General features: G+C 45.5%; 18 protein-coding genes and 1 tRNA gene. 14 read left to right on the forward strand and 5 right to left on the reverse strand.

From position 1 onward, the window contains the following. Positions 1-85: 85 nt before the first annotated feature. The 7 genes from argJ (at position 86) to HQK80_04520 (ending at position 8,051) form a co-directional block, all read left to right on the forward strand. Positions 86-1,279, forward strand: coding sequence for a bifunctional glutamate N-acetyltransferase/amino-acid acetyltransferase ArgJ (gene argJ / locus HQK80_04490; GenBank protein MBF0221481.1), 1,194 nt, complete (start codon positions 86-88; stop codon positions 1,277-1,279). Beyond that, positions 1,276-2,388, forward strand: coding sequence for a sensor histidine kinase (locus HQK80_04495; GenBank protein ID MBF0221482.1), 1,113 nt, complete (start codon positions 1,276-1,278; stop codon positions 2,386-2,388). The genes argJ and HQK80_04495 overlap by 4 nt, the downstream gene beginning before the upstream one ends. 125 nt (positions 2,389-2,513) lie before the next feature. Continuing rightward, positions 2,514-3,317 carry a substrate-binding domain-containing protein gene (locus tag HQK80_04500; GenBank protein ID MBF0221483.1) on the forward strand — a complete coding sequence of 268 codons (804 nt, stop codon included), beginning with the start codon at positions 2,514-2,516 and terminating at the stop codon, positions 3,315-3,317. Positions 3,318-3,406: 89 nt separating this feature from the next. After that, complete coding sequence (locus tag HQK80_04505; GenBank protein ID MBF0221484.1) at positions 3,407-4,102, forward strand: ABC transporter permease; 696 nt, start codon at positions 3,407-3,409, stop codon at positions 4,100-4,102. Continuing rightward, positions 4,099-4,761 (forward strand): ATP-binding cassette domain-containing protein, encoded by a 663-nt coding sequence (locus HQK80_04510; GenBank protein MBF0221485.1) that lies wholly within the window; start codon positions 4,099-4,101, stop codon positions 4,759-4,761. The genes HQK80_04505 and HQK80_04510 overlap by 4 nt, the downstream gene beginning before the upstream one ends. A 363-nt stretch (positions 4,762-5,124) precedes the next feature. Beyond that, complete coding sequence (locus tag HQK80_04515) at positions 5,125-6,669, forward strand: DUF3365 domain-containing protein (GenBank protein MBF0221486.1); 1,545 nt, start codon at positions 5,125-5,127, stop codon at positions 6,667-6,669. A gap of 26 nt (positions 6,670-6,695) precedes the next feature. Continuing rightward, the gene (locus tag HQK80_04520; GenBank protein ID MBF0221487.1) at positions 6,696-8,051 is read left to right on the forward strand and encodes a sigma-54-dependent Fis family transcriptional regulator; all 1,356 of its coding nucleotides are present in this window, start codon (positions 6,696-6,698) and stop codon (positions 8,049-8,051) included. 152 nt (positions 8,052-8,203) lie between these two features. On the opposite strand, the gene HQK80_04525 is transcribed toward HQK80_04520, so the two are convergent. The 3 genes from HQK80_04525 to HQK80_04535 form a co-directional block, all read right to left on the reverse strand. Next, positions 8,204-9,190: a TIGR00266 family protein gene (locus HQK80_04525; GenBank protein ID MBF0221488.1), complete on the reverse strand. Its 987-nt coding sequence runs from the start codon at positions 9,188-9,190 to the stop codon at positions 8,204-8,206. A 114-nt stretch (positions 9,191-9,304) separates the two neighbouring features. Beyond that, entirely contained in the window at positions 9,305-9,490 is a 186-nt protein-coding gene (locus HQK80_04530; GenBank protein MBF0221489.1) for an SAP domain-containing protein, read from the reverse strand. A gap of 277 nt (positions 9,491-9,767) precedes the next feature. Continuing rightward, positions 9,768-11,000, reverse strand: coding sequence for an HD domain-containing protein (locus tag HQK80_04535; GenBank protein MBF0221490.1), 1,233 nt, complete (start codon positions 10,998-11,000; stop codon positions 9,768-9,770). A gap of 209 nt (positions 11,001-11,209) precedes the next feature. Here HQK80_04535 and HQK80_04540 point away from each other — a divergent pair, with 209 nt between their 5' ends. The 6 genes from HQK80_04540 to HQK80_04565 all read left to right on the forward strand — a co-directional run bounded on the left by HQK80_04540 (position 11,210) and on the right by HQK80_04565 (position 16,170). Beyond that, a complete protein-coding gene (locus tag HQK80_04540) occupies positions 11,210-12,553 on the forward strand; it encodes a sigma-54-dependent Fis family transcriptional regulator (protein MBF0221491.1) in 1,344 nt (447 codons plus the stop codon). Positions 12,554-12,814: 261 nt separating this feature from the next. Beyond that, entirely contained in the window at positions 12,815-13,264 is a 450-nt protein-coding gene (locus HQK80_04545; GenBank protein MBF0221492.1) for a heavy-metal-associated domain-containing protein, read from the forward strand. Positions 13,265-13,268: 4 nt separating this feature from the next. Further along, on the forward strand, positions 13,269-13,763 hold the full coding sequence (locus tag HQK80_04550; protein ID MBF0221493.1) for a DUF2318 domain-containing protein: 495 nt from the start codon (positions 13,269-13,271) through the stop codon (positions 13,761-13,763). An 11-nt stretch (positions 13,764-13,774) separates the two neighbouring features. After that, positions 13,775-14,212, forward strand: a complete 438-nt coding sequence (locus tag HQK80_04555) for a hypothetical protein (protein ID MBF0221494.1) — start codon at positions 13,775-13,777, stop codon at positions 14,210-14,212. Further along, the gene (locus tag HQK80_04560; protein MBF0221495.1) at positions 14,199-15,356 is read left to right on the forward strand and encodes an ABC transporter permease; all 1,158 of its coding nucleotides are present in this window, start codon (positions 14,199-14,201) and stop codon (positions 15,354-15,356) included. Before HQK80_04555 ends, HQK80_04560 begins: the two co-directional genes overlap by 14 nt. Before the next feature lie 115 nt (positions 15,357-15,471). Beyond that, positions 15,472-16,170 carry an ABC transporter ATP-binding protein gene (locus HQK80_04565; GenBank protein MBF0221496.1) on the forward strand — a complete coding sequence of 233 codons (699 nt, stop codon included), beginning with the start codon at positions 15,472-15,474 and terminating at the stop codon, positions 16,168-16,170. Between the two features lie 116 nt (positions 16,171-16,286). Here HQK80_04565 and HQK80_04570 read toward each other — a convergent pair whose 3' ends face one another. Next, entirely contained in the window at positions 16,287-17,264 is a 978-nt protein-coding gene (locus tag HQK80_04570) for a bifunctional riboflavin kinase/FAD synthetase (protein ID MBF0221497.1), read from the reverse strand. Between the two features lie 220 nt (positions 17,265-17,484). On the opposite strand from HQK80_04570, the gene HQK80_04575 reads away from it, so the two are divergent. Further along, positions 17,485-17,571: transfer RNA gene (locus HQK80_04575), tRNA-Leu, on the forward strand. Positions 17,572-18,106: 535 nt separating this feature from the next. Here HQK80_04575 and HQK80_04580 read toward each other — a convergent pair. Beyond that, on the reverse strand, positions 18,107-18,961 hold an 855-nt coding region (locus HQK80_04580; protein MBF0221498.1), incomplete at its 5' end, for a HAMP domain-containing histidine kinase.

Consider the following 18,961-nt stretch of genomic DNA (forward strand, 5'->3'; position numbering starts at 1 on the left):
TTAGGCTTTAGGCTGTAGAATATAGCGTGAAGGGATATACTCAACTCCCTGTCTTTTTATTATTGTTTAAACAGGAACAATTGCAATGAATCAGGACTTAACAGTTAAAGGGTTTTCTTTTTCGGCAGTTGAAGCGGGTATCCGGGGTAAAAAAAGGCTCGATATCGGCCTGATTTCTTGTGAAAGGCCTGCTGCCGCTGCCGCGGTATACACCACCAGCCGTGTAAAGGCCGCTCCGGTCTTGCTTGGCATCGAGAGAATCAAGTCCGGATTTGCTCAGGCTGTGATGATTAACTCCGGCATAGCCAACGCCTGTACCGGAACCGAGGGAATGCAGAATGCCCGTAAGACTTCAGCCATGCTGGCTGAGGCCTTAAATATCTCTGAAGACCTTGTTCATGTTTCTTCAACAGGGGTCATCGGGCAGCAGTTGGAAATGGGTTGTTTCTCCAGTATCCCGCAGTTGGTTGCCACGCGTTCTCCCGAGCGTGTTCTGGATGTTGCCCAGGCCATAATGACCACTGATACAGTTCAGAAGCTGTCAGTGAAAGAGATTGTTGTCGATGGGTGTCCGGTTAAACTGTTGGGAATCGCCAAGGGGGCCGGTATGATTATGCCCAATATGGCAACTATGCTTGGTTATATTTTAACTGATATTGACATCGCCCCAGAGGTTTTAAACAGTTTTTTAAAGGACAGCGCCGAGCGGTCGTTTAATCGAGTAACTATTGATGGAGATACCAGTACAAACGATACGGTGTTTCTGATGGCCAGCGGCCTGGCTGGGAATGCTCGCATCACCGAGAAGAGCTCTGCTGAGGCCTTGAAGTTTAAAACCGCTCTGGACGAACTTTGTCTTGATCTGGCTTTGCAGATTGTTGCTGACGGCGAAGGCGCCACCAAACTGGTGGCCATAAAGGTCGTTAATGCCCTGTCGACAATTGATGCAGAGCTGGCAGCCCGAACCATTGCCAACTCTCCATTGGTGAAAACTGCATTTTTCGGCCAGGATGCAAACTGGGGTCGAATTATTGCTGCCCTAGGACGCTCCGAAGCCGATTTTGATCCTGACCGGGTTTCAATCAGTTTTGATGATGTTGAGCTGGTTAATAGCGGCTTGTGGTGTGGAGCGGAAGCTGAAAAAAAGGCCTCTGAAGTATTAAGGAAAGATAGTTTTGATGTTACGGTTGACCTGACGACAGGCTCACACTCAGCCGTCGTTTATACCAGCGACTTCTCACTTGATTACGTCAAGATTAATGCCAACTACCGGTCATGAAAAAATTTGCTTTTCTTGCTCTGATACTTGTTGTTATCGGTATTGGGGTATTGCATTTTGTCACCCCCGGCTATCTGGTTTTTTATCACGACACCTATCGACGACTTAGCTATTTTCCCATTGTTCTTGGGGCACTGTGGTTTGGTGTTCGAGGTGGACTTACCTTAGCATTGCTGTCATCCTTCGCCTTTATCCCGCATCTTTTGTTATACATCGGTAAGGGCCCCGAGCTCTACCTTGGCGAACTTATGGAGGTAGTGCTTTATATAGCTGCCGGAACCGTCACTGGATTTATAGCAGGCCGTGAGGCCCGTCTTCGTGAGCGCTATAAAGCGGTGGCTCAGAAACTCGAAAAATCCTACGAGAAGCTTCACGAGGAGACTGAACTTCTGATTGAAGCGGAACAACAGTTATCGGCCAGCCAGCGTCTTTCATACCTTGGGCAGCTTTCTGCCTCTCTGGCACATGAGATAAAAAACCCGCTGAGCTCAATTCGCGGAACCGCAGAAATTTTCCTTGATGAATTCCCGGAAGGACATCCCAAACGTGAATTTGTAACCATCCTGCTCAAAGAGACGGACCGTTTGAACTCGACAGTTGAGGAGGTTTTGAACTACTCGAAGGGGCAGCGTCAACCCGACAATTTCGTAAAAGAACCTTTGAGTCGAGTGATCGATCAAGTTCTCAAACTTCTTGAAAACCATCTACGTAAAAAATCAATTATCATTGATGTGACCGGCCGGGAAGATGCCGAAGAGTTCCTGGTTGCCGGGGCCAAGATTTCGCAGGTTTTTTTAAATATTATCTTGAATGCCATTGATGCTATTTCTGATAGCGGACTGATCAGCGTATCGCTGATCAAACAAGCAGATGGGGGTATTAAGGCCGTTATTTGTGATACTGGGTCGGGGATTCCTACTGAACGACTTGATTCCGTGTTTACGCCTTTTGTTACAGGAAAAGAGGGCGGTACCGGACTTGGCTTGTCCATTTCAAGAAAGATTATAGAAAGTTACGGTGGGTCAATTGAATGCAGAAATAATGATGATGTCGGCGCCTGCTTTACTCTCTACCTTCCTCCTCAAATTATGCCTGAAGAACGGGTATAGGAGAATAAAAATAAACAATTACCCATAGGTTACAAGTGAAAACGCACATACGGTATTACGCCTTTATTCTGATCTTCGTTCTTTTGTCGGTTGCCCAGGTTCAGGCGGCGGAAAAAATTCTTAAAATGTCAACGACAACAAGTACACAGTCTTCCGGATTATTAGACGTTCTGTTACCGGCCTTTGAACAGGAGACCGGGATTGTCGTTAAGGTTATTGCCAAAGGCACTGGTGCTGCAATTCGTGATGGCGTTGATGGTAATGTTGATCTGATTTTTGTTCATGCGAAGCAACGAGAAGAGAAATTTGTGCAGGACGGTTATGGAACGAAACGGTATGCTGTCATGCACAATGATTTTGTTGTTGTCGGTCCACCAACCGATCCCGCAGGCATTAGGGGGATGGCGAATGCCGTTGAAGCCTTCAGGAAAATAGCCGCCAGTGGCGCGCTGTTTGTGTCGCGGGGGGATGATTCCGGCACACACATCAAAGAGCAGTTTCTGTGGAGTAAAACTGGGTTTATGATGGAACAGGGATCAGAAACCATACTGCAAAAAGGTAAAGAGAAAAAAGTCTCCTTTGCCTACCCAGGTGGTTTGGGGAAATGGTATTTGTCAATAGGGCAGGGCATGGGTAAAACGCTGACATTTGCCGACGAAAAAAAGGCTTATGCCTTGGCTGATCGTGGTACGTATTTAAAATATACACTTGGAAGTGATCTGCCTGTTGCCTTAGAAATTCTCAGTGAGGGAGACAGCGATCTTGTAAATCCGTATGGCGTTATCCCTGTGAATTCCAAAACGCATGCCCATGTGAATTATGAAGATGCGCAAACATTTGCAGAGTGGTTGGTTTCGGAGAATGGGCAGAAGTTGATTGATGGCTATAAATTACTTGGTAAACAACTGTTTCTCCCGGATTCCTTATAGCAGGCCTGGTTGTCTGATAGGGGCTTGTATTGTGAATCGATTAGTTCCGCATTTTTCTTTTGATTACTGATTAGCGGCTTCAGACAAGCATGAATTTACTCCTTGATAGCGTTGTTTCTGCCCTGCAATTAATTATCTCTTTGGATAAGGAGATATTTTTGATTGTTTGGACTTCGTTGCGGGTAAGTCTGCTCTCGACTGTGTTTGCCAGTTTGATTGCGGTTCCTCTGGGGTTTACTATCTCCTTTAGCAAATGGTCTGGTAAACGGCTGACCATAACACTGTTAAATACACTGTTGGCCTTGCCGACAGTTGTCATTGGTCTTTTTGTCTATAGTTTCATATCCCGCCGAGGGATGTTCGGTTCACTGGACCTGCTCTATACTCAGAACGCTATTATCATTGGGCAGGTCATTCTTATTATTCCAATTATTACAGCATTTACTCTTTCGGCTATCAGCGGCATTGATCCGCGCTACAAGAGGACGGCCATTGCGCTGGGGGCCAATCATTTTCAGGCGGCCAGAGTGGTGTTTCGTGAGGCGCGTTTCGGGGTTATGGCAGCCGTAATTGCAGCATTTGGACGGGTGATTTCAGAAATTGGCATCAGCATGATGCTGGGCGGGAATATCAAGGGATTTACGCGGACAATGACAACATCCATGGCCTTGGAGTACGATAAAGGGGCCTTCGTGATGGCAGTGGCCTTAGGGATAATCCTGATGAGTATCAGTTTTTTTCTAAACTTCGTATTTCACTTCCTGCAAGGCAAAGTGCGTTCATGAGTTTATACCAATTAAATAAACTCAGAAAAGAGTATGGCGGTCGTGAAGTGTTAAATATCTCTGATCTCGGTATTGAAAAGGGCAAAATATATTCCCTGCTTGGGGCCAATGGCACAGGGAAGTCAACACTGTTAAACTTATTGGCCTTTCTAGATACGCCTTCCAGCGGAGAGATTTATTTTGATTCGCGCCGGGTAGAGTTTGGTCAAAAGAAAAATGAGCAACTCAGGCGTAAGGTAATTCTGCTGGATCAGAACCCCGTTCTTTTTTCGACCACCGTTTTCAAAAATCTTGAGTTTGGTTTGAAAGTTCGCAAGGTAGATAAGCTAGAACGAAGAGACCGCATCGAGAGGGCTCTCGACACAGTCGGTATGCAATCGTTTATTCATGCACCGGCTGCCTGTCTGTCTGGTGGGGAGAGTCAGCGTGTTGCCCTGGCCAGGGTATTGGTTCTACAGCCGGAGGTGCTTTTATGCGATGAGCCCACTTCAAACGTTGATAAAGTCAATCAGGCTATCATCGTGGATCTGCTCAGAGAACTTAACTCCAAACAAAACATATCAATAATTTTCAGCACCCATGATCACGGTATCGCCTCGTCGCTGGCCCACAGGACAATTGAACTGGAGCAAGGGAAAATACTGCTTACTCACACATAGAAAAAGGCGGCCACAGAGATGACTCCATGACCGCCTCAGGGGAGGGGCTTTTTATCCTAACCGCTTATCTTGACTACTCAACTTTCTGGTTATAGCGATCCTTGTAGTATTGCTTCATAGCTTCAATCTTTTGGGGATCAAAGCCTTGCGTAAACCAAACGGTAACATATCGCTTGAGTGTGCTGTTACAATATGGTTACACTATCTGTGGCGGTTGAGTTGTATCGTCTTGGTAAGCTTTGGTGTAATGCCCGCACTCCTGGAAATTACAGGCATGAAGCTGTTCTGTTGCCTGTGCGGAATGCATTTTGCTACTAGACTTACAGGTGGTGTCCGTAGTTACATTTTAAGGGTTGGAGTCAGATGAAACTCAGATCAAAATTTATCCTCTCTATCGGAGCAGTTATCCTGGTCTCTTTCGGGATTACCTTTTACCGAACCTCTTCATTTCAGAATGAGTTGGTACGAGGCCTAGCTGAACGTCAAGCGCGGATGATTGCACAGCAGATTGTTTTGACTCGGAAATGGGTGGCTGATCATAACGGTTTGTTCCTGATGAAAGGACCTGGCACCAGCCCTAATCCATTTTTAGACGATCCTGAAGTTGTTGATACTCATGGCAATCAGTACGTGAAACGAAATCCGGCGATGGTGACTCGAGAGTTGTCCTTGTATGCAGATAAATCAGATTTTTGTCGTTTCAGGGTAACGAGTTTGAAGCCGGTGAACCCCCAAAATGCTCCGGATGACTTTGAGGCCAAAAGTCTTGCACTGTTCGAAACTGGTGTCACTGAGGTTATTGAGATTACCCATGATAAAGGTACTCGTTTTTTACGCTTTATTAGTCCGCTGATTGTTGAGCAGGCCTGTTTAGAGTGCCACGTCAAGCATGGGTACAAAATTGGCGATGTCCGGGGCGGGCTGAGTCTGGTTATTCCTATTGAATGGGCGTATCAAGCCATAACCAGGAATAATGTTATGCTCCTACTGGTCTGCCTTGGCACTATATTTGTGGTTGGTCTGGTGATCTACCTTCTGCTCGATCAAATTGTGGTGCGCCGGCTGGCTTTTCTTTCAAAATCCATGGATTCGTTTCCAGAACTCCAGCTAGAAGATAGAGTGCTTGTTGGTGGAGGGGATGAGGTTTCTGATCTCAGTAAGAAATTTTTTGATTTGAGCGACCGCCTTATTGCTTCACAGGAGCAGCTCGAACAGACAAGGGAGCAGGTCTACCAGGCTGAAAAAATGGCGGCCATTGGCAGGCTCTCTGCCGGTATTGCCCATGAGATAAATAATCCATTGGGCGGCATGAGAAATTGTGTCAAGTCAATGACCCAAAATCCCAGTGACAGGCAGTTGCAAAGCAGATATCTGGGGCTTCTTGACAAGGGCTTAAAGAGGGTTGAGACAACACTGCGGCAACTATTGAATTTTGGCAGAAAGGAGCCGTTGCGTCTTCGAGAGGTTGATGTTGATGAGCTTATTCGTGAGTGTCTGGCTTTAATGGAATATCGATTTAAAGACATCGACTTAAACACAAATCTTAACCTGAGCGACTCGTATTTAGTCGATGTTGAGGCCTTTAGGCAGGTGATTGTAAATATTTGCTTAAATGCCCTGCAATCGATGCCGACCGGAGGTTCACTCAAGGTTTCATCAACACTCAAGGGCGAGGCAATTGAGGTGGCTGTGACAGACACCGGGATTGGAATTGACCAGGAAAACATTCGTGAGATTTTTGACCCGTTTTATACCTCCAAAGGTGAAGGGGAAGGGACAGGCTTGGGGCTCACAGTATCACTTGCACTTGTTCAAAAAATGAACGGCTCTATCATCGTTGAAAGTAAAAAAGGCCAAGGAAGTTGTTTTAAGATTTTGCTGCCGATTGTTTCAGGCAAGAAGGCCTGAAGTAAACTTACCATGAGGAATTGTTGATGATTAGAATTCTTTTAGCTGAAGACGATGAAATCATGCGGATTACGCTTTATGACCGCCTGGTTGCTGATGGCTGGACTGTTGATGATGTGGCTGATGGCACCAGCGCCTTGCTGAAAATTAAACATACAAATTATCATATTGTTATTTCAGATATACGAATGCCTGGTCTCGATGGGGTCAGTCTCCTAGGTCATATCAAAAAAAATTCCCCGCATACTGATGTGATTCTGATGACAGCCTTTGGGGAAGTTGATGATGCTGTGGTCTGCTTAAAAAAAGGGGCTTCCGATTATATCCTTAAGCCTTTTGATATGGATGATCTGAGTATCAGGGTTAATAGGCTTGTCGAGCAACAGGCCATCAGGACAAAATGTGCTGCTTTAGAGGAAGGTGTTAAGAGATTTGAAATGATCGGTGTCAGCGCCGCTATGCAGAATATTCAAAAACTCATCAGCAGCGTGGCCTTATCAAACTCAACAATACTGATTACCGGGGAAAGTGGTACAGGAAAGGAAGTGGTCGCCGCTGCCATACATGAACAGAGCTCACGACATAAAGGTCCCTATGTGAAACTGAACTGTGCTGCGATACCTGAGAATTTAATCGAATCAGAGTTGTTTGGTCATGAGAAAGGTGCCTTTACCGGGGCGGACTCGAAAAAGACAGGTAAGTTTCAACTGGCCAACGGTGGTACGATTCTTCTTGATGAGATTGGCGATATGCCGCTTGGCCTCCAGGTGAAGCTTCTAAGAGTGCTTCAGGAGCGCGAGATAGAGGTTGTTGGGGGGCGTTTTCCTATACCTGTTGATGTCCGCATTTTATGCTCTACTGCAAGAAACCTGGAGGAAGAGGTGGAGAAGGGCCGTTTTCGTTTGGACTTACTATACCGTTTAAAGGTTATTCCTATCGAGATACCGCCGCTTCGAGAGCGAAAAGATGATATTCCGGCATTATGTGAATATTTTTTATCTGAGTTCAGCAGTATGCGTGGCTTTGATCTGCACCTGTCTGAGGCAGCATTGGCTGGGTTGAATTCCTACGATTTCCCAGGGAATATACGAGAGCTAAAAAATATACTGGAAAGGGCATCTGTTTTAACGCAGCAAACGCTTATAACTGAAGAGCTGTTCCCGGCTGGGTTAACTGGAAAAGATGATAGCTGCCTTGATCAGGAAACATTGAATCTAGCCTCGGCGATAGCCTGTGTTGAAAAACGCTGTATAGAAAGAGCCCTTTCTCTGGCAAATGGCAATAAAACAGAAGCAGCAAGGCTTCTAGGTATCAGCAGAAAGAACTTATGGGAAAAAATGAAGGCAGCAGAACAGTTGCAAGCTAAGCCTTCAGCCGCCTAGTTCTACTTTGTCAGATCAGTGAGATGTTTATGAAATCCCCCTTCGAAGTCTCCTGCGTCGCCTATCTTCAATGGAAAGTTAATGATCCCCCACTTTGTAAAAGGGGGCCAGGGGGATTTTCTGTTACGCTCTGTTAATCTGACAAAGTAGAGCTAACGACCGCCAATCATATTTCCCAACCCACCGAGAAGAGAACCTTCATCCTTAGCCCCGCCTCTTTGAGGCATGGCTTCAAGCATCCGTCCGGCAAGACGAGAAAAGGGGAGTGATTGCAGCCATATTTTGCCTGGGCCTGTAACTTTTGCAAAGAAAAAACCTTCTCCGCCAAAAAGAGCAGTTTTGATGCCGCCTGCTTGTTCGATGTCAAATTGTACTGATGGCTCCATGGCAACTATACAGCCGGTATCGACGTGAAGTGACTCTCCCGGTTTGAGATGCCGTTCTATTACAGTCCCCCCGGCATGAATAAAAATCTGCCCATCACCCTCAAGTTTTTGCATAACGAAGCCTTCACCACCAAAAAGACCGGTCATAATTTTGCGCTGGAAATATATGCCGATGGATACACCCTTGGCCGCGCATAAAAAACTGTCTTTCTGGCAGATAAGGCAGCCTCCGGCCTTTGCCAGAGAGACGGGGATGATGTTGCCAGGGTACGGTGCCCCGAAAGCAACATGGGCCTTGCCGGAACCATTATGAGTGAAGACTGTCATGAACAGGCTTTCACCTGTCAGCAAACGTTTCCCTGCCCCCAGGAGCTTGCCCATGAATCCGCCGCTTTGACTAGAGGCATCACCGAAAACGGTTTGCATCTGGATCGAGCTGTCTTTGTACATCATGGCACCAGCTTCTGCGACAGCCGATTCGCCGGGATCAAGCTCAACTTCAACAAACTGCATCTCTGAGCCAAATATTTTGTAATCGATATCGTCGGCATTGAAAGCACCCGAAGAGGGCGGTGGTGCGTTGGGGGAATTATTTTTGTCAGATAACTCACTTATTGATTCAATTGGCTGCCACTGGGCCAAACCTTCACGCCAGGCATGGCCATTTTTGTTTTGCTGGACTTGCTTTAGAGCCTGGGAAAGATCCATTGGTCCAATCTGTTTACCGTTGTAAGAAAGATACCATTGTGACATTAGTTGCCTCCGCGAGAAGAAAAATTAATCAAATGCGCCGGTTTTTAAATAAAAAAAGCCGGTATGTTGCACAATAGCATACCGGCTTAAGAGTGTTAACTGATAATAAATGGATTAATGGGTTGTGAGGCAGTCTCCCCTCCAGCAGCACTCTGTTTGGTCGCAGAAATCTTCAGCCGTCTGAAAACAGGAGAAGTTGCCTTCTTGTTCCTGAATTAAACGAATCAATTCTGATTTTTTAACTTTTCCTGGATTAAGTCCCATTACTTTTGCTCGTTTTTGAATCTCTGTCATCTTCATTGTAAGGCCCCCTTGTTTTAAAGTGTAAAAATTCATTACAGCACAGAAAAACAATATTTGTCAAAATAAAAAAACTAAGGAGACCGGAAACCCAGGGTTTAGGAGAAAGTAAGGGGTAGGGTAGGTTTCCGGCTCCTTAGAGGGGTATTACATAACACAACAGTAATTATTACTATTTTTAAGTCAAGGGATTATAAATGAAAATATTTTTTTAGTACCCTTGTTAAGGGGCAATTTTCCGGTATGTCCGGATTATGGTTATTAGTGAGTGGTAGTACTAGGACGAGTAGAGTTGGGGTGGGAAATTTTTAGTGTATATTTTTTTTATATCCGGCAGGCAGTTCAGGAAAACATCAACGATACGAGGGTCAAAATGGCTTCCACGGCAGCGAATAATTTCTTCGATGGCAGCAGCAAAGGGCCAGGCATCCTTGTATGGGCGTTTGGATGTGAGTGCGTCAAAGACGTCACAAAGTGCTACGATTCGGCCAACAAGAGGTATGTTTTTTTGGCTGAGGCCGTGTGGGTAGCCGGAACCATCCCATTTTTCGTGGTGAGTGAGGGCGATATGTTTTGCAACAGTTAGAAGGTTCGATTTATGGCCGGATAGAAGCTCTGCACCAATTTTGCTATGCTTTTGCATCATGGTGTATTCTTGGCTGTTCAGCTTGCCGGGTTTAAGGAGAATGCTGTCGGAGATACCAATTTTACCGACATCGTGCATTGGTGTAGCGTGAAAAAGAAGTTTGTTTAGATAGGGTTTAATGCCGATCTTTCCACCGATAATTGCACTGTAATGGCCCATCTTGGTGATGTGCTGTCCGGTGCTTTGATCTCGGAATTCAGTAGCCTTGGCCAGCCGAGAAATAATGTCTAATTGTGATTTTCTGAGTTCCAAGGATTTGAGTTTTACAAGCTTGTCAAGATGGTCGCGATGTTTGCGTAGATCTTTCTGGGTCTGTTTAAGTTGTTCTTCGGCCTGCATCTCTTTAGTCACAAAGCTCAGAACCCCATGAGAAAGGCAGATGTTATCCTCCTTGAACACTTCAATGACGGCTTGATCTTTGAGCCATAACATTGTGCCGGCAGCTGTAGAGATCTTATAAACTGCCTCAAGTTCACCGCTATGCTTCACCTCTTCCCGAAGCCGTTGGTTCGATTTTGTCAGTTCGCTGCCGCTGAGAATTTCTTTCGTGGTTGGCTTAAGTCCTGGAGATTTATAGACACAACGGTCAACAATGCTTTTTCGTAAACGTGATGCGCAGTCCTCAGAGCTACAGCCCAGGATGCTGAGCAGTTTCCGGCCTGCGTACTCAAACCAGATATGGGGGTCACCTTCCTTCCAGGCTGAAATATAGGGAATGACAGGTGGACCGAATTGTTCAAACTCTAGAAAATTACGTATGCGTTTTGATAGGTATTTTTTAAGGAATGAAGAGTGTGTTCCGGATAGGAGATGACCCGAATAAGTAGAGTTTATAAAGTTGTGTAAAAGGTCATCTTGTTGCATGGCAGTAAAGTACAGTAAAAAAAAAAATAGTGAAATTAAAAAAATAATGAAATTGAATGGTTAACCTCGATTTCCCACCCTTTTTTCAGGCATTATGGCCACGACCGGTGTCATGTTTTACTAGTAGTATTAAAAAATAAAGATATTCTGATCGGTTGATGTGGTATATTTATTTTTTAATATATCAATACAACTATTGAGGCAGCTGCATGACAGGCGTAATCCTTCTTATTGACGATGATACAAGTTTGTTGCGGGTTACCGAATACAATCTGATGCACGCCGGGTTTAAAGTAGCGTGTGCCTCTTCAGGAAAAGAAGGGTTGGAGAAATTTGAAAAACTTGATCCTGCACTGATTGTCACCGATGTGAAACTTGGAGACATGAGTGGATTGGATATTCTTCAACATATAAAAAAAGTAGGTCCGGATGTTCCCGTGATCGTGATTACGGCCTTTGGTTCCATTGAAATGGCGGTTAAAGCCATGAATATGGGGGCCTTTAATTTTATCACTAAGCCCTTTGATCGCGACACCTTGCGGCGCTCCTGTGAAAAGGCAATAGAACTCCGTTCGCTGCGTGCTCAAACGAAGGATCTTTCTGAAGAAATAAACAAACTTACCGGTACCCAGGGGATGGAGACGGCGAACTCCGCTATGGCTGAACTTCTGGAAACTGCCTTGCGGGTTGCTAATAGTGAGGCAACCGTTCTGATTACCGGGGAGTCTGGAACAGGCAAGGAAGTTCTTGCCCGTTTGATTCATCAGAATAGTCCGCGCAACAAGCAGCCTTTTGTGGCATTTAACTGTGCGGCCATACCGCCAACACTCATTGAAAGTGAACTTTTCGGCCACGTAAAGGGGGCCTTCACCGGCGCAGTAAAAAACAGAAAGGGCCGTTTCCAGACAGCTGGCGAGGGTTCAATCTTTCTTGACGAGATCGGAGAGCTCCAGGTCGAAATGCAGGCCAAACTGCTCCGGGTCATCCAGGAGCGGGAGGTGGAGCCGGTTGGTGCAGATGCCAGTGAGCCGGTAAATGCCAGGATGATTGCCGCGACAAATATTGATTTGCCAGAGGCAATTTCCAAAGGTTCGTTTCGTGAAGATCTCTTCTATCGTTTAAGTGTAATACCTCTCCATATTCCACCGCTTCGTGAACGTAAAGAGGATATTCCCGGCTTAGTGGGTCATTTTCTTCAAAAGTTGGGTGCGCCGGCAACTGTCCAGTTCAGCAAAAAGGCCATGGCTGAACTACAGCATTATGATTGGCCCGGCAATATCAGAGAGTTGCAGAACTCAGTGGAGCGTTGCGTTATCCTTCGTAAGGGAGATGTCATTGATAAGACAGGAATACGGCCTACAGCTTCCCCAAAGGGTGAGGGGTTTTCCGTGCCAGAGATACCGGAAGCAGGTATCTCTCTGGAAGAAGTTGAAAAAAGTCTCATTCAGAAGGCTCTTTTAATGAGTAAGGGCAATCGTTCCGAAGCGGCCCGTCTTTTGAAAATTCCCCGACACGTTCTTATCTATCGGTTAGAGAAGTTTGGGATAGAGTAACTCCACTCGCTTTAGGTTTACCCTCTTTTGTGCGACCCCCATAATCTCTAATTTACAGACTATTCTATAATTCAATTGAAGAATATTCTTTGATGTGTTGGCTTTTATCTGAAAGCCTATATTGATATTGTTCATGAAATCGAATGGTTATCAGGTTTTTGGCGTTTGGCATGAAAGGTGCTCTATTAGAAACTAAATTGGTTGAAAACCCTATTTAATCTTTACATACAAGAAGAGATTATAGTTTGTTTGGTGATTGAGATGAGACGAATAATTATTCATACATTTTTTCTAGTGATAATTGGTTTGACTGTTGTGGTGGGTGATGGATCCGCAAAAGCTCAGGGAGTTCAACGCACAACCTTGTTGGTAGAAAATTTGGTCTGCGGTTCATGTCTTAGCCTCATTGAGGCTAATTTAAAGAAAATTCCAGGAGTACTTGGTATGAGCGCTGACTTTCAAGCAAAAACCATTATTGCTGATCATACATTGCGAATTTCTGGGGCTGATCTTGCGGAAGCACTCTCAAGCATGGGCTACCCGGCTGCCCTCTCAAGTCAGGAGGTTGTAGAGGGAACTCAGGTTGCTAAGTTTTCAAACTCTTTTGCCAGGTGCGGAGTCGGCGGTTGCAGTAGTGGAGGTTGTAATGCGACTGCCTCGGAATGGAAGAAATTGTATCGTAAGTTCATATCGAAATTGGACAACAAATAAGGAGATGAACATGATGAATAAAAGAATACTGACAACCACACTCTTTGTTGCGGGATTTTTAATGCTGAGCTCTTTTGCTATGGCATTTAATATTCCGTTTTTTGGCGGCGACAGTAGGTTTACAGAACTTCAACCGAAAAACGGAACAGTTTCGATTCCAGTGGCAACTATCAGCGATGGTAAGGCTCATTATTTCAAGGTGAAGGCCGATGATGGCATCATGGTATATTTCTTTACCTTGAAAAGTGGAGATGGGGTTATTCGGGCTGCCATTGATGCCTGTGATGTCTGTTACAAGGCCGGAAAAGGATACGTGCAGGATGGCGATTATATGATTTGTGAAAACTGTGGCCAGCGCTTTGCTTCAAACAAAATTAATGTAGTTAAGGGCGGCTGTAATCCGGCACCATTAAATCGCGTTGTGCAGGGAGCTAACCTGGTGATCTCCATGAAGGACATTACCGCCAATAGTTGGTACTGCAAATTTAAGAAACAATAGAGGGGCCAACTATGGGATACGATTCTGAAAAATACCGCGATAAGCGAGATAAGGTGTTGGGTGTGAAAAACAGGGGGGTCAGTTTCGGCACATTGGCTACCGTTGTCTCTGCCATTATTATTCTGGGTTTAGGCGCAATTGTTGTGCCGAAAACGATAGGTTATTTAACGACGCGAAATCTTGATGATGCAATTTACAAAATGGCTGATTCGAGCGCCTGGCATCAGGAAATTGTCCAGGGTGTTGATGGCTTGCATGGTGTGCGAAAGGCCATGGCAGACCACCGAGAAACACGTCTGGTTGTGACCTTTAACCGTCTGAAGACGAACACCAAAACCATCGACAGTTTTTTTAAAGACAAGGGCTTAGCGGTGGATCTTTTAAATACGACAGGTCATCGACAGAGGCAGTCGACTCTTAAGAAGGAGGCCGAATTTGAAGCTCTATAATATCTCTTTTAACAACTTGGCCCGCCGTAAAGGCAAGATGATTTTTTTGGTGTTGGGTCTGTTTATTGGTGTTGCTTCCATTGTCGCACTGCTTGCGATTACTGAGTCAATGTCTCATGACATTGAAGAGCGCCTCGACCAGTTTGGTGCTAATATTGTTATGGTACCAAAAAGTGACAGTCTCTCTTTGACCTATGGCGGGATCAGTGTAGCTGGTGTGCATTATGAAAGTGTTGAGTTTGACGAAGCGCGCATGGGTTTGATTCGTGAAATTGAAAACACAAAAAATATTGGTATCGTTGCGCCAAAAGTCCTGGGTAGCGCTGAGTTAAATGGCAAGAAGGTCTTGTTGATGGGCTCTGATTTTGAGCAGGAGATTGCCCTGAAGCCCTGGTGGAGTTTCGAGGGAGAGCTCCCGACTGCAGGAAAACTGTTGGTTGGCTCAGAGGCGGCTAAATCTTTTGGCCTTAAAATAGGGGATACGGTTAGTTTCAGCGGGGGTCATGACTTTACGGTTGGTGCCATCCTGATGCCGACCGGGGCCTCTGAAGATGAAATTATGATTGGCGATCTGCACGAGGTGCAAACGGTTCTTGGTAAGGAGGGCAAAATTTCAATGGTTGAAGTTTCAGCCTTCTGCCGAGGCTGCCCTATCTCGGATATGGTATTGCAAATTGCCGAGAAGTTCCCCGAAGGGAAAGTAACAGCACTTAAACAGGCTGTTATGGGCAAGATGCAGGCGGTAGAGGTTTTTCAATCGTTTAGTTATGGGATTGCGTTGCTGGTTATTGTTATCGGCTCGTTGCTTGTTTTTGTAACCATGATGGGTTCTGTCAACGAACGAACCCGTGAAATTGGAATTTTTCGGGCCATTGGTTTTCGACAAGGTCATGTCATGCAGATTATTTTGCTTGAGGCTATGGTCGTTGGGTTGATTGGCGGCATTCTCGGTTTTGCCGGTGGCAATGCCATTTCATGGGCTGTAATGCCTTATGTTATCCCCGAAGGGCAACTCCTTGGGGTAAACTGGACAATGGGTGGAGTTTCCATTTTATCGAGCGTTGCATTGAGCCTGCTGGCCAGCCTCTACCCGGCTCGCAAGGCGAGCAGTCTTGATCCGAGTGTGGCGCTGCGAGCTTTATAGGCGGTTATGCGGAAAGTAGTTTTTGCAGATGGATGCAGTCAGCGGTTGAGTTAAGGGTTGAAAGCGCTGTTGGTTGAGACAACAAAAAGGTTGAAAAATATATAAGGACATTATTATGGCAACTTCATGCACAGAACCAGTTGAACACCTGATCGAAGTACGAGGTATTGGCAAGGATTACCAAAGTGGGGACACAAAGGTCTCGGCTATCCAGAATATGGACTTTTTTATTGATGATGGAGAGTTTGTAACTATCATGGGTCAGTCTGGATCAGGAAAAAGTACCCTGCTTTCTATTCTGGGCGGGTTGAATCACCCGACCAGAGGCAAGGTTCTGGTGGATAGTTTAAACTTATACGATTTGAGCAGTGAGCAGCGGGCCGACTTTCGGAGTGAATATATCGGTATTATCTTCCAGTCATTTCAGCTCATTCCGTATCTGACCGTAATTGAAAACGTGAAAATGCCCATGGCCATCACCGGCATTAAACCCAAGAAACAGGCGGAAATGGCCCAGGCTGTATTAAAGCGGGTGGGTCTTGCCAGTAAAGCAGATCGTTTGCCTGACCAGTTGTCGGGAGGGGAGCAGGAAAGGGTGGCAATTGCCCGTTCCATTGTCAATCATCCCCCGATATTGCTGGCTGATGAGCCGACTGGCAACCTTGATTCAGTTACCGCCGAGGAAATTATGCAGCTTTTGCTGGAGTTGAACAAGGAAGGCCAGACCATCATTATGGTTACTCATAATGAGGATAGCAGCAGATATTCGCAACGGACGATACGAGTCCAGGATGGGAACTGTTATGTGCAGTAGGGGGATTGGTTAACTGGTTGATTGGTTTAGTGGGTATTGGTGGTCGGTGAAAGGGGCCATTGCGGGAAGTATTTGATGTTCCTAATCGACAGATCAACTGTTTGTCCAACCACCCGTTACCTATTATAGCGTTCCGAGCAGGAGAGCAGGATCTCTTTTTCCTCAAGGCGCAGCACCTCTTTGGCCTGGGTGATGTCCTGACTGATTTGGGCAGCGAGTTCTTCGGGGCCACTGAATTTTTTTTCACCCCGTAAATGGCGGAGTAAATTGATTTTTATGTCTTTGCCGTAAATGTCCTGATTAAAGTCAAAAATATGTGTTTCTGCAGAGATGCTCTGGGTGTCTTCAAAGGTTGGGTTCTTGCCAATGTTTAAGACACCTCCGTAGCATTTTCCTTCGTAGATTACCTGAGTTACATACACGCCGTGCTTTGGGCAAAGATCATCAGCGGTGATCTGTAGGTTTGCGGTGGGAAAACCAAGGAGTTTGCCGCCGCGCTGCTTACCAATTTTTACCTCGCCGCGAATCTGGTAAAATCGGCCCAACAGTTTCTTTACATCACTCATGCGCCCTTCGTTAACAAGTTGACGAACCATAGTGCTGCTGACCAGCATATCTTCAACATAATAGGGCTCGATCACGGTGACCTTGAAACCCTTTTGTCTGCCTTGTTCCTGGAGAAAGGGGATGTTGCCCTGCCGCCCTTTGCCGAAGGCATAATCATAACCGACGACAAGCTCGTGAACTCCGATTTTAGAGATGAGAATGTTGTCGACGAAATCCTCTGCTGTCATTGCAGCAAAAGGTCTGGTAAACGGGATGATGATTAAGATGTCAATGTTTGCCAGCTCAATGAGTTCTCTCTTCTGATCACAGGTGGAGATGAGCTTAAGCCCCATGTCGGGACGCACTACTTGCAGGGGATGGGGGGCAAAGGTAATCGCCACACTGGTGCCGCCAGAGGTATACGCCTTATTCACCACCTCACCGAAAAGCATTTGATGGCCCAGGTGTGCTCCGTCGAAGTTGCCGATTGTCACAAAGGGCTTATCGAAAGGCTGGGGGATGTCGTCAAGGTCTGTATAAATTATCATAGCATTCTGTGGCAGGAGTTATAAGCATCTATACATACAATTTATTGCAATGGAAGGAAAGAGTTATTGGCCGATTTCGGCGGATAGATTTCAGTGAGAACTGCCGAGTTGATTTTAAAGATACCAAGATGGCGCGACTAAGAAAATTAAGTAGGAAATGTTAATTTTCTTGCAATAAGCGACAGAAAAAACTACATTGTGGCCCTTGCATTGCTGCAATGCCTCGGTGGTGGAATTGGTAGACGCGCATGGTTCAGGTCCATGTGTCCGTATGGACATGGGAGTTCGACTCTCCCCCGAGGCACCAACAGATTTATAAGGGATTTGGCTATTTGGCCGAGTCCCTTTTTTTTATTTCGTCACTGTGAGGAGCGCAGCGACGCGGCCAGGCCAAAGAGGTGTCAACCTGCAATTTCCTGCATTACCATACTTCGCTCGCAATGAAGACATTTATTGCCGTCACTGCGAGGAGCGCAGCGACGCGGCAGTCCAGAGAGTTATTAGAACCAGATCTTGGGGAATAAGAAAGTGATATCTCAAGACCTGGTGCCTTACCACACGACCCAAAACTATTGTCTATCGTGTTTCAGGTAGAAAGAAAATTTGTTTGTTGGCCTTCTTGATATTGTCGCCAGCCTTGGCGAGTTCTTCTGGGGTTTTACCTTATATATCAGAGAATTTGGTGTTTGTAAGATGCTGTTTTTACGTATAAAGTTAACCAATTGATAGCGATTTTCCTTGTCTGATATGACAAAGTGGTAGGGAGTATTTACTCATTAAGATTGCTGGATGAATACTTTTTAACCATAACATTTTATTGGACTCCATTTTTTCACGGTTGGTTAGTTGTTGCGACAGAGTTTTAAATAAAAAGTTGTGCCGGTTTCCTCCTGTGAAATGAAGTACACTTTCCCCCCGAGTATCTCTTCACCAAATAATTTCATGGAATAGGTGCCAAGCCCTCTACCTTTCATGTTTTTGGTGCTGAAGTTTTTTTGGAATATCCGCTGTTTTAGAGACTCTTCAATTACTTTTTTATTCCAAACTGCAAACATAATTTCGTCTTGCTGGGGGTATTCAGCCCAGATCTGCACCTCATCTCCTTCATCAGACGCTTCAAGGGCATTAATGAGCATATTCGTTAAGATCTTGATGATGATATATCGGTCAGACGATATGGCTTTATCTGATCCGGCAGGAATAACCGAAAGGCTTTTGTTGTTGGCTGAAGGATGCAGTCTTAAGCCGTCACATGTCTCAGTGAGAATGGAACTGACCGGGATATTCTCTTTGGAATATTGAAAATCACCAAGTTCTCCGTGAGCAAGTATTCGCTGGAGCACAACTTCTTTGTAAAGATTCTGAGCGCTTTTGTTGATAATAGACGCTGTTTTCAGTGTCTCTCCTGAGCTGTTCAGGGCCAGGATTTCGGAATATCCTAAAAGGGCGGTTAAAATATTGGTAAGATCATGAAAAAACACTCTTTGGAGGGTAGCGAGTTTTTGCTGCGCAGAAAGGTCCTGCATGAATAACAGGACAAAGCGATGACCAGATAGGAGTATCGGTGCGGCTCGAACGCCAAGGTAGAGGTCGCTGGCTATTCCATTTTTTTTAACTTCCGCGATGCAAATTTTTTCTACGGGTTTGTTCAGCTTTAGGCTGGAAACAATAGCGATAACGGCACCGCATGTTTGGCA

This window comes from Desulfobulbaceae bacterium (assembly GCA_015231515.1).
Taxonomy (GTDB): Bacteria; Desulfobacterota; Desulfobulbia; order Desulfobulbales; family VMSU01; genus JADGBM01.

Coding starts and splice junctions, on each gene's coding strand:
- argJ (MBF0221481.1), top strand. CDS start 86: ATGAATCAGGACTTAACAGTTAAAGGGTTTTCTTTTTCGGCAGTTGAA.
- HQK80_04495 (MBF0221482.1), top strand. CDS start 1,276: ATGAAAAAATTTGCTTTTCTTGCTCTGATACTTGTTGTTATCGGTATT.
- HQK80_04500 (MBF0221483.1), top strand. CDS start 2,514: ATGTCAACGACAACAAGTACACAGTCTTCCGGATTATTAGACGTTCTG.
- HQK80_04505 (MBF0221484.1), top strand. CDS start 3,407: ATGAATTTACTCCTTGATAGCGTTGTTTCTGCCCTGCAATTAATTATC.
- HQK80_04510 (MBF0221485.1), top strand. CDS start 4,099: ATGAGTTTATACCAATTAAATAAACTCAGAAAAGAGTATGGCGGTCGT.
- HQK80_04515 (MBF0221486.1), top strand. CDS start 5,125: ATGAAACTCAGATCAAAATTTATCCTCTCTATCGGAGCAGTTATCCTG.
- HQK80_04520 (MBF0221487.1), top strand. CDS start 6,696: ATGATTAGAATTCTTTTAGCTGAAGACGATGAAATCATGCGGATTACG.
- HQK80_04525 (MBF0221488.1), bottom strand. CDS start 9,190: ATGTCACAATGGTATCTTTCTTACAACGGTAAACAGATTGGACCAATG.
- HQK80_04530 (MBF0221489.1), bottom strand. CDS start 9,490: ATGAAGATGACAGAGATTCAAAAACGAGCAAAAGTAATGGGACTTAAT.
- HQK80_04535 (MBF0221490.1), bottom strand. CDS start 11,000: ATGCAACAAGATGACCTTTTACACAACTTTATAAACTCTACTTATTCG.
- HQK80_04540 (MBF0221491.1), top strand. CDS start 11,210: ATGACAGGCGTAATCCTTCTTATTGACGATGATACAAGTTTGTTGCGG.
- HQK80_04545 (MBF0221492.1), top strand. CDS start 12,815: ATGAGACGAATAATTATTCATACATTTTTTCTAGTGATAATTGGTTTG.
- HQK80_04550 (MBF0221493.1), top strand. CDS start 13,269: ATGAACATGATGAATAAAAGAATACTGACAACCACACTCTTTGTTGCG.
- HQK80_04555 (MBF0221494.1), top strand. CDS start 13,775: ATGGGATACGATTCTGAAAAATACCGCGATAAGCGAGATAAGGTGTTG.
- HQK80_04565 (MBF0221496.1), top strand. CDS start 15,472: ATGGCAACTTCATGCACAGAACCAGTTGAACACCTGATCGAAGTACGA.
- HQK80_04570 (MBF0221497.1), bottom strand. CDS start 17,264: ATGATAATTTATACAGACCTTGACGACATCCCCCAGCCTTTCGATAAG.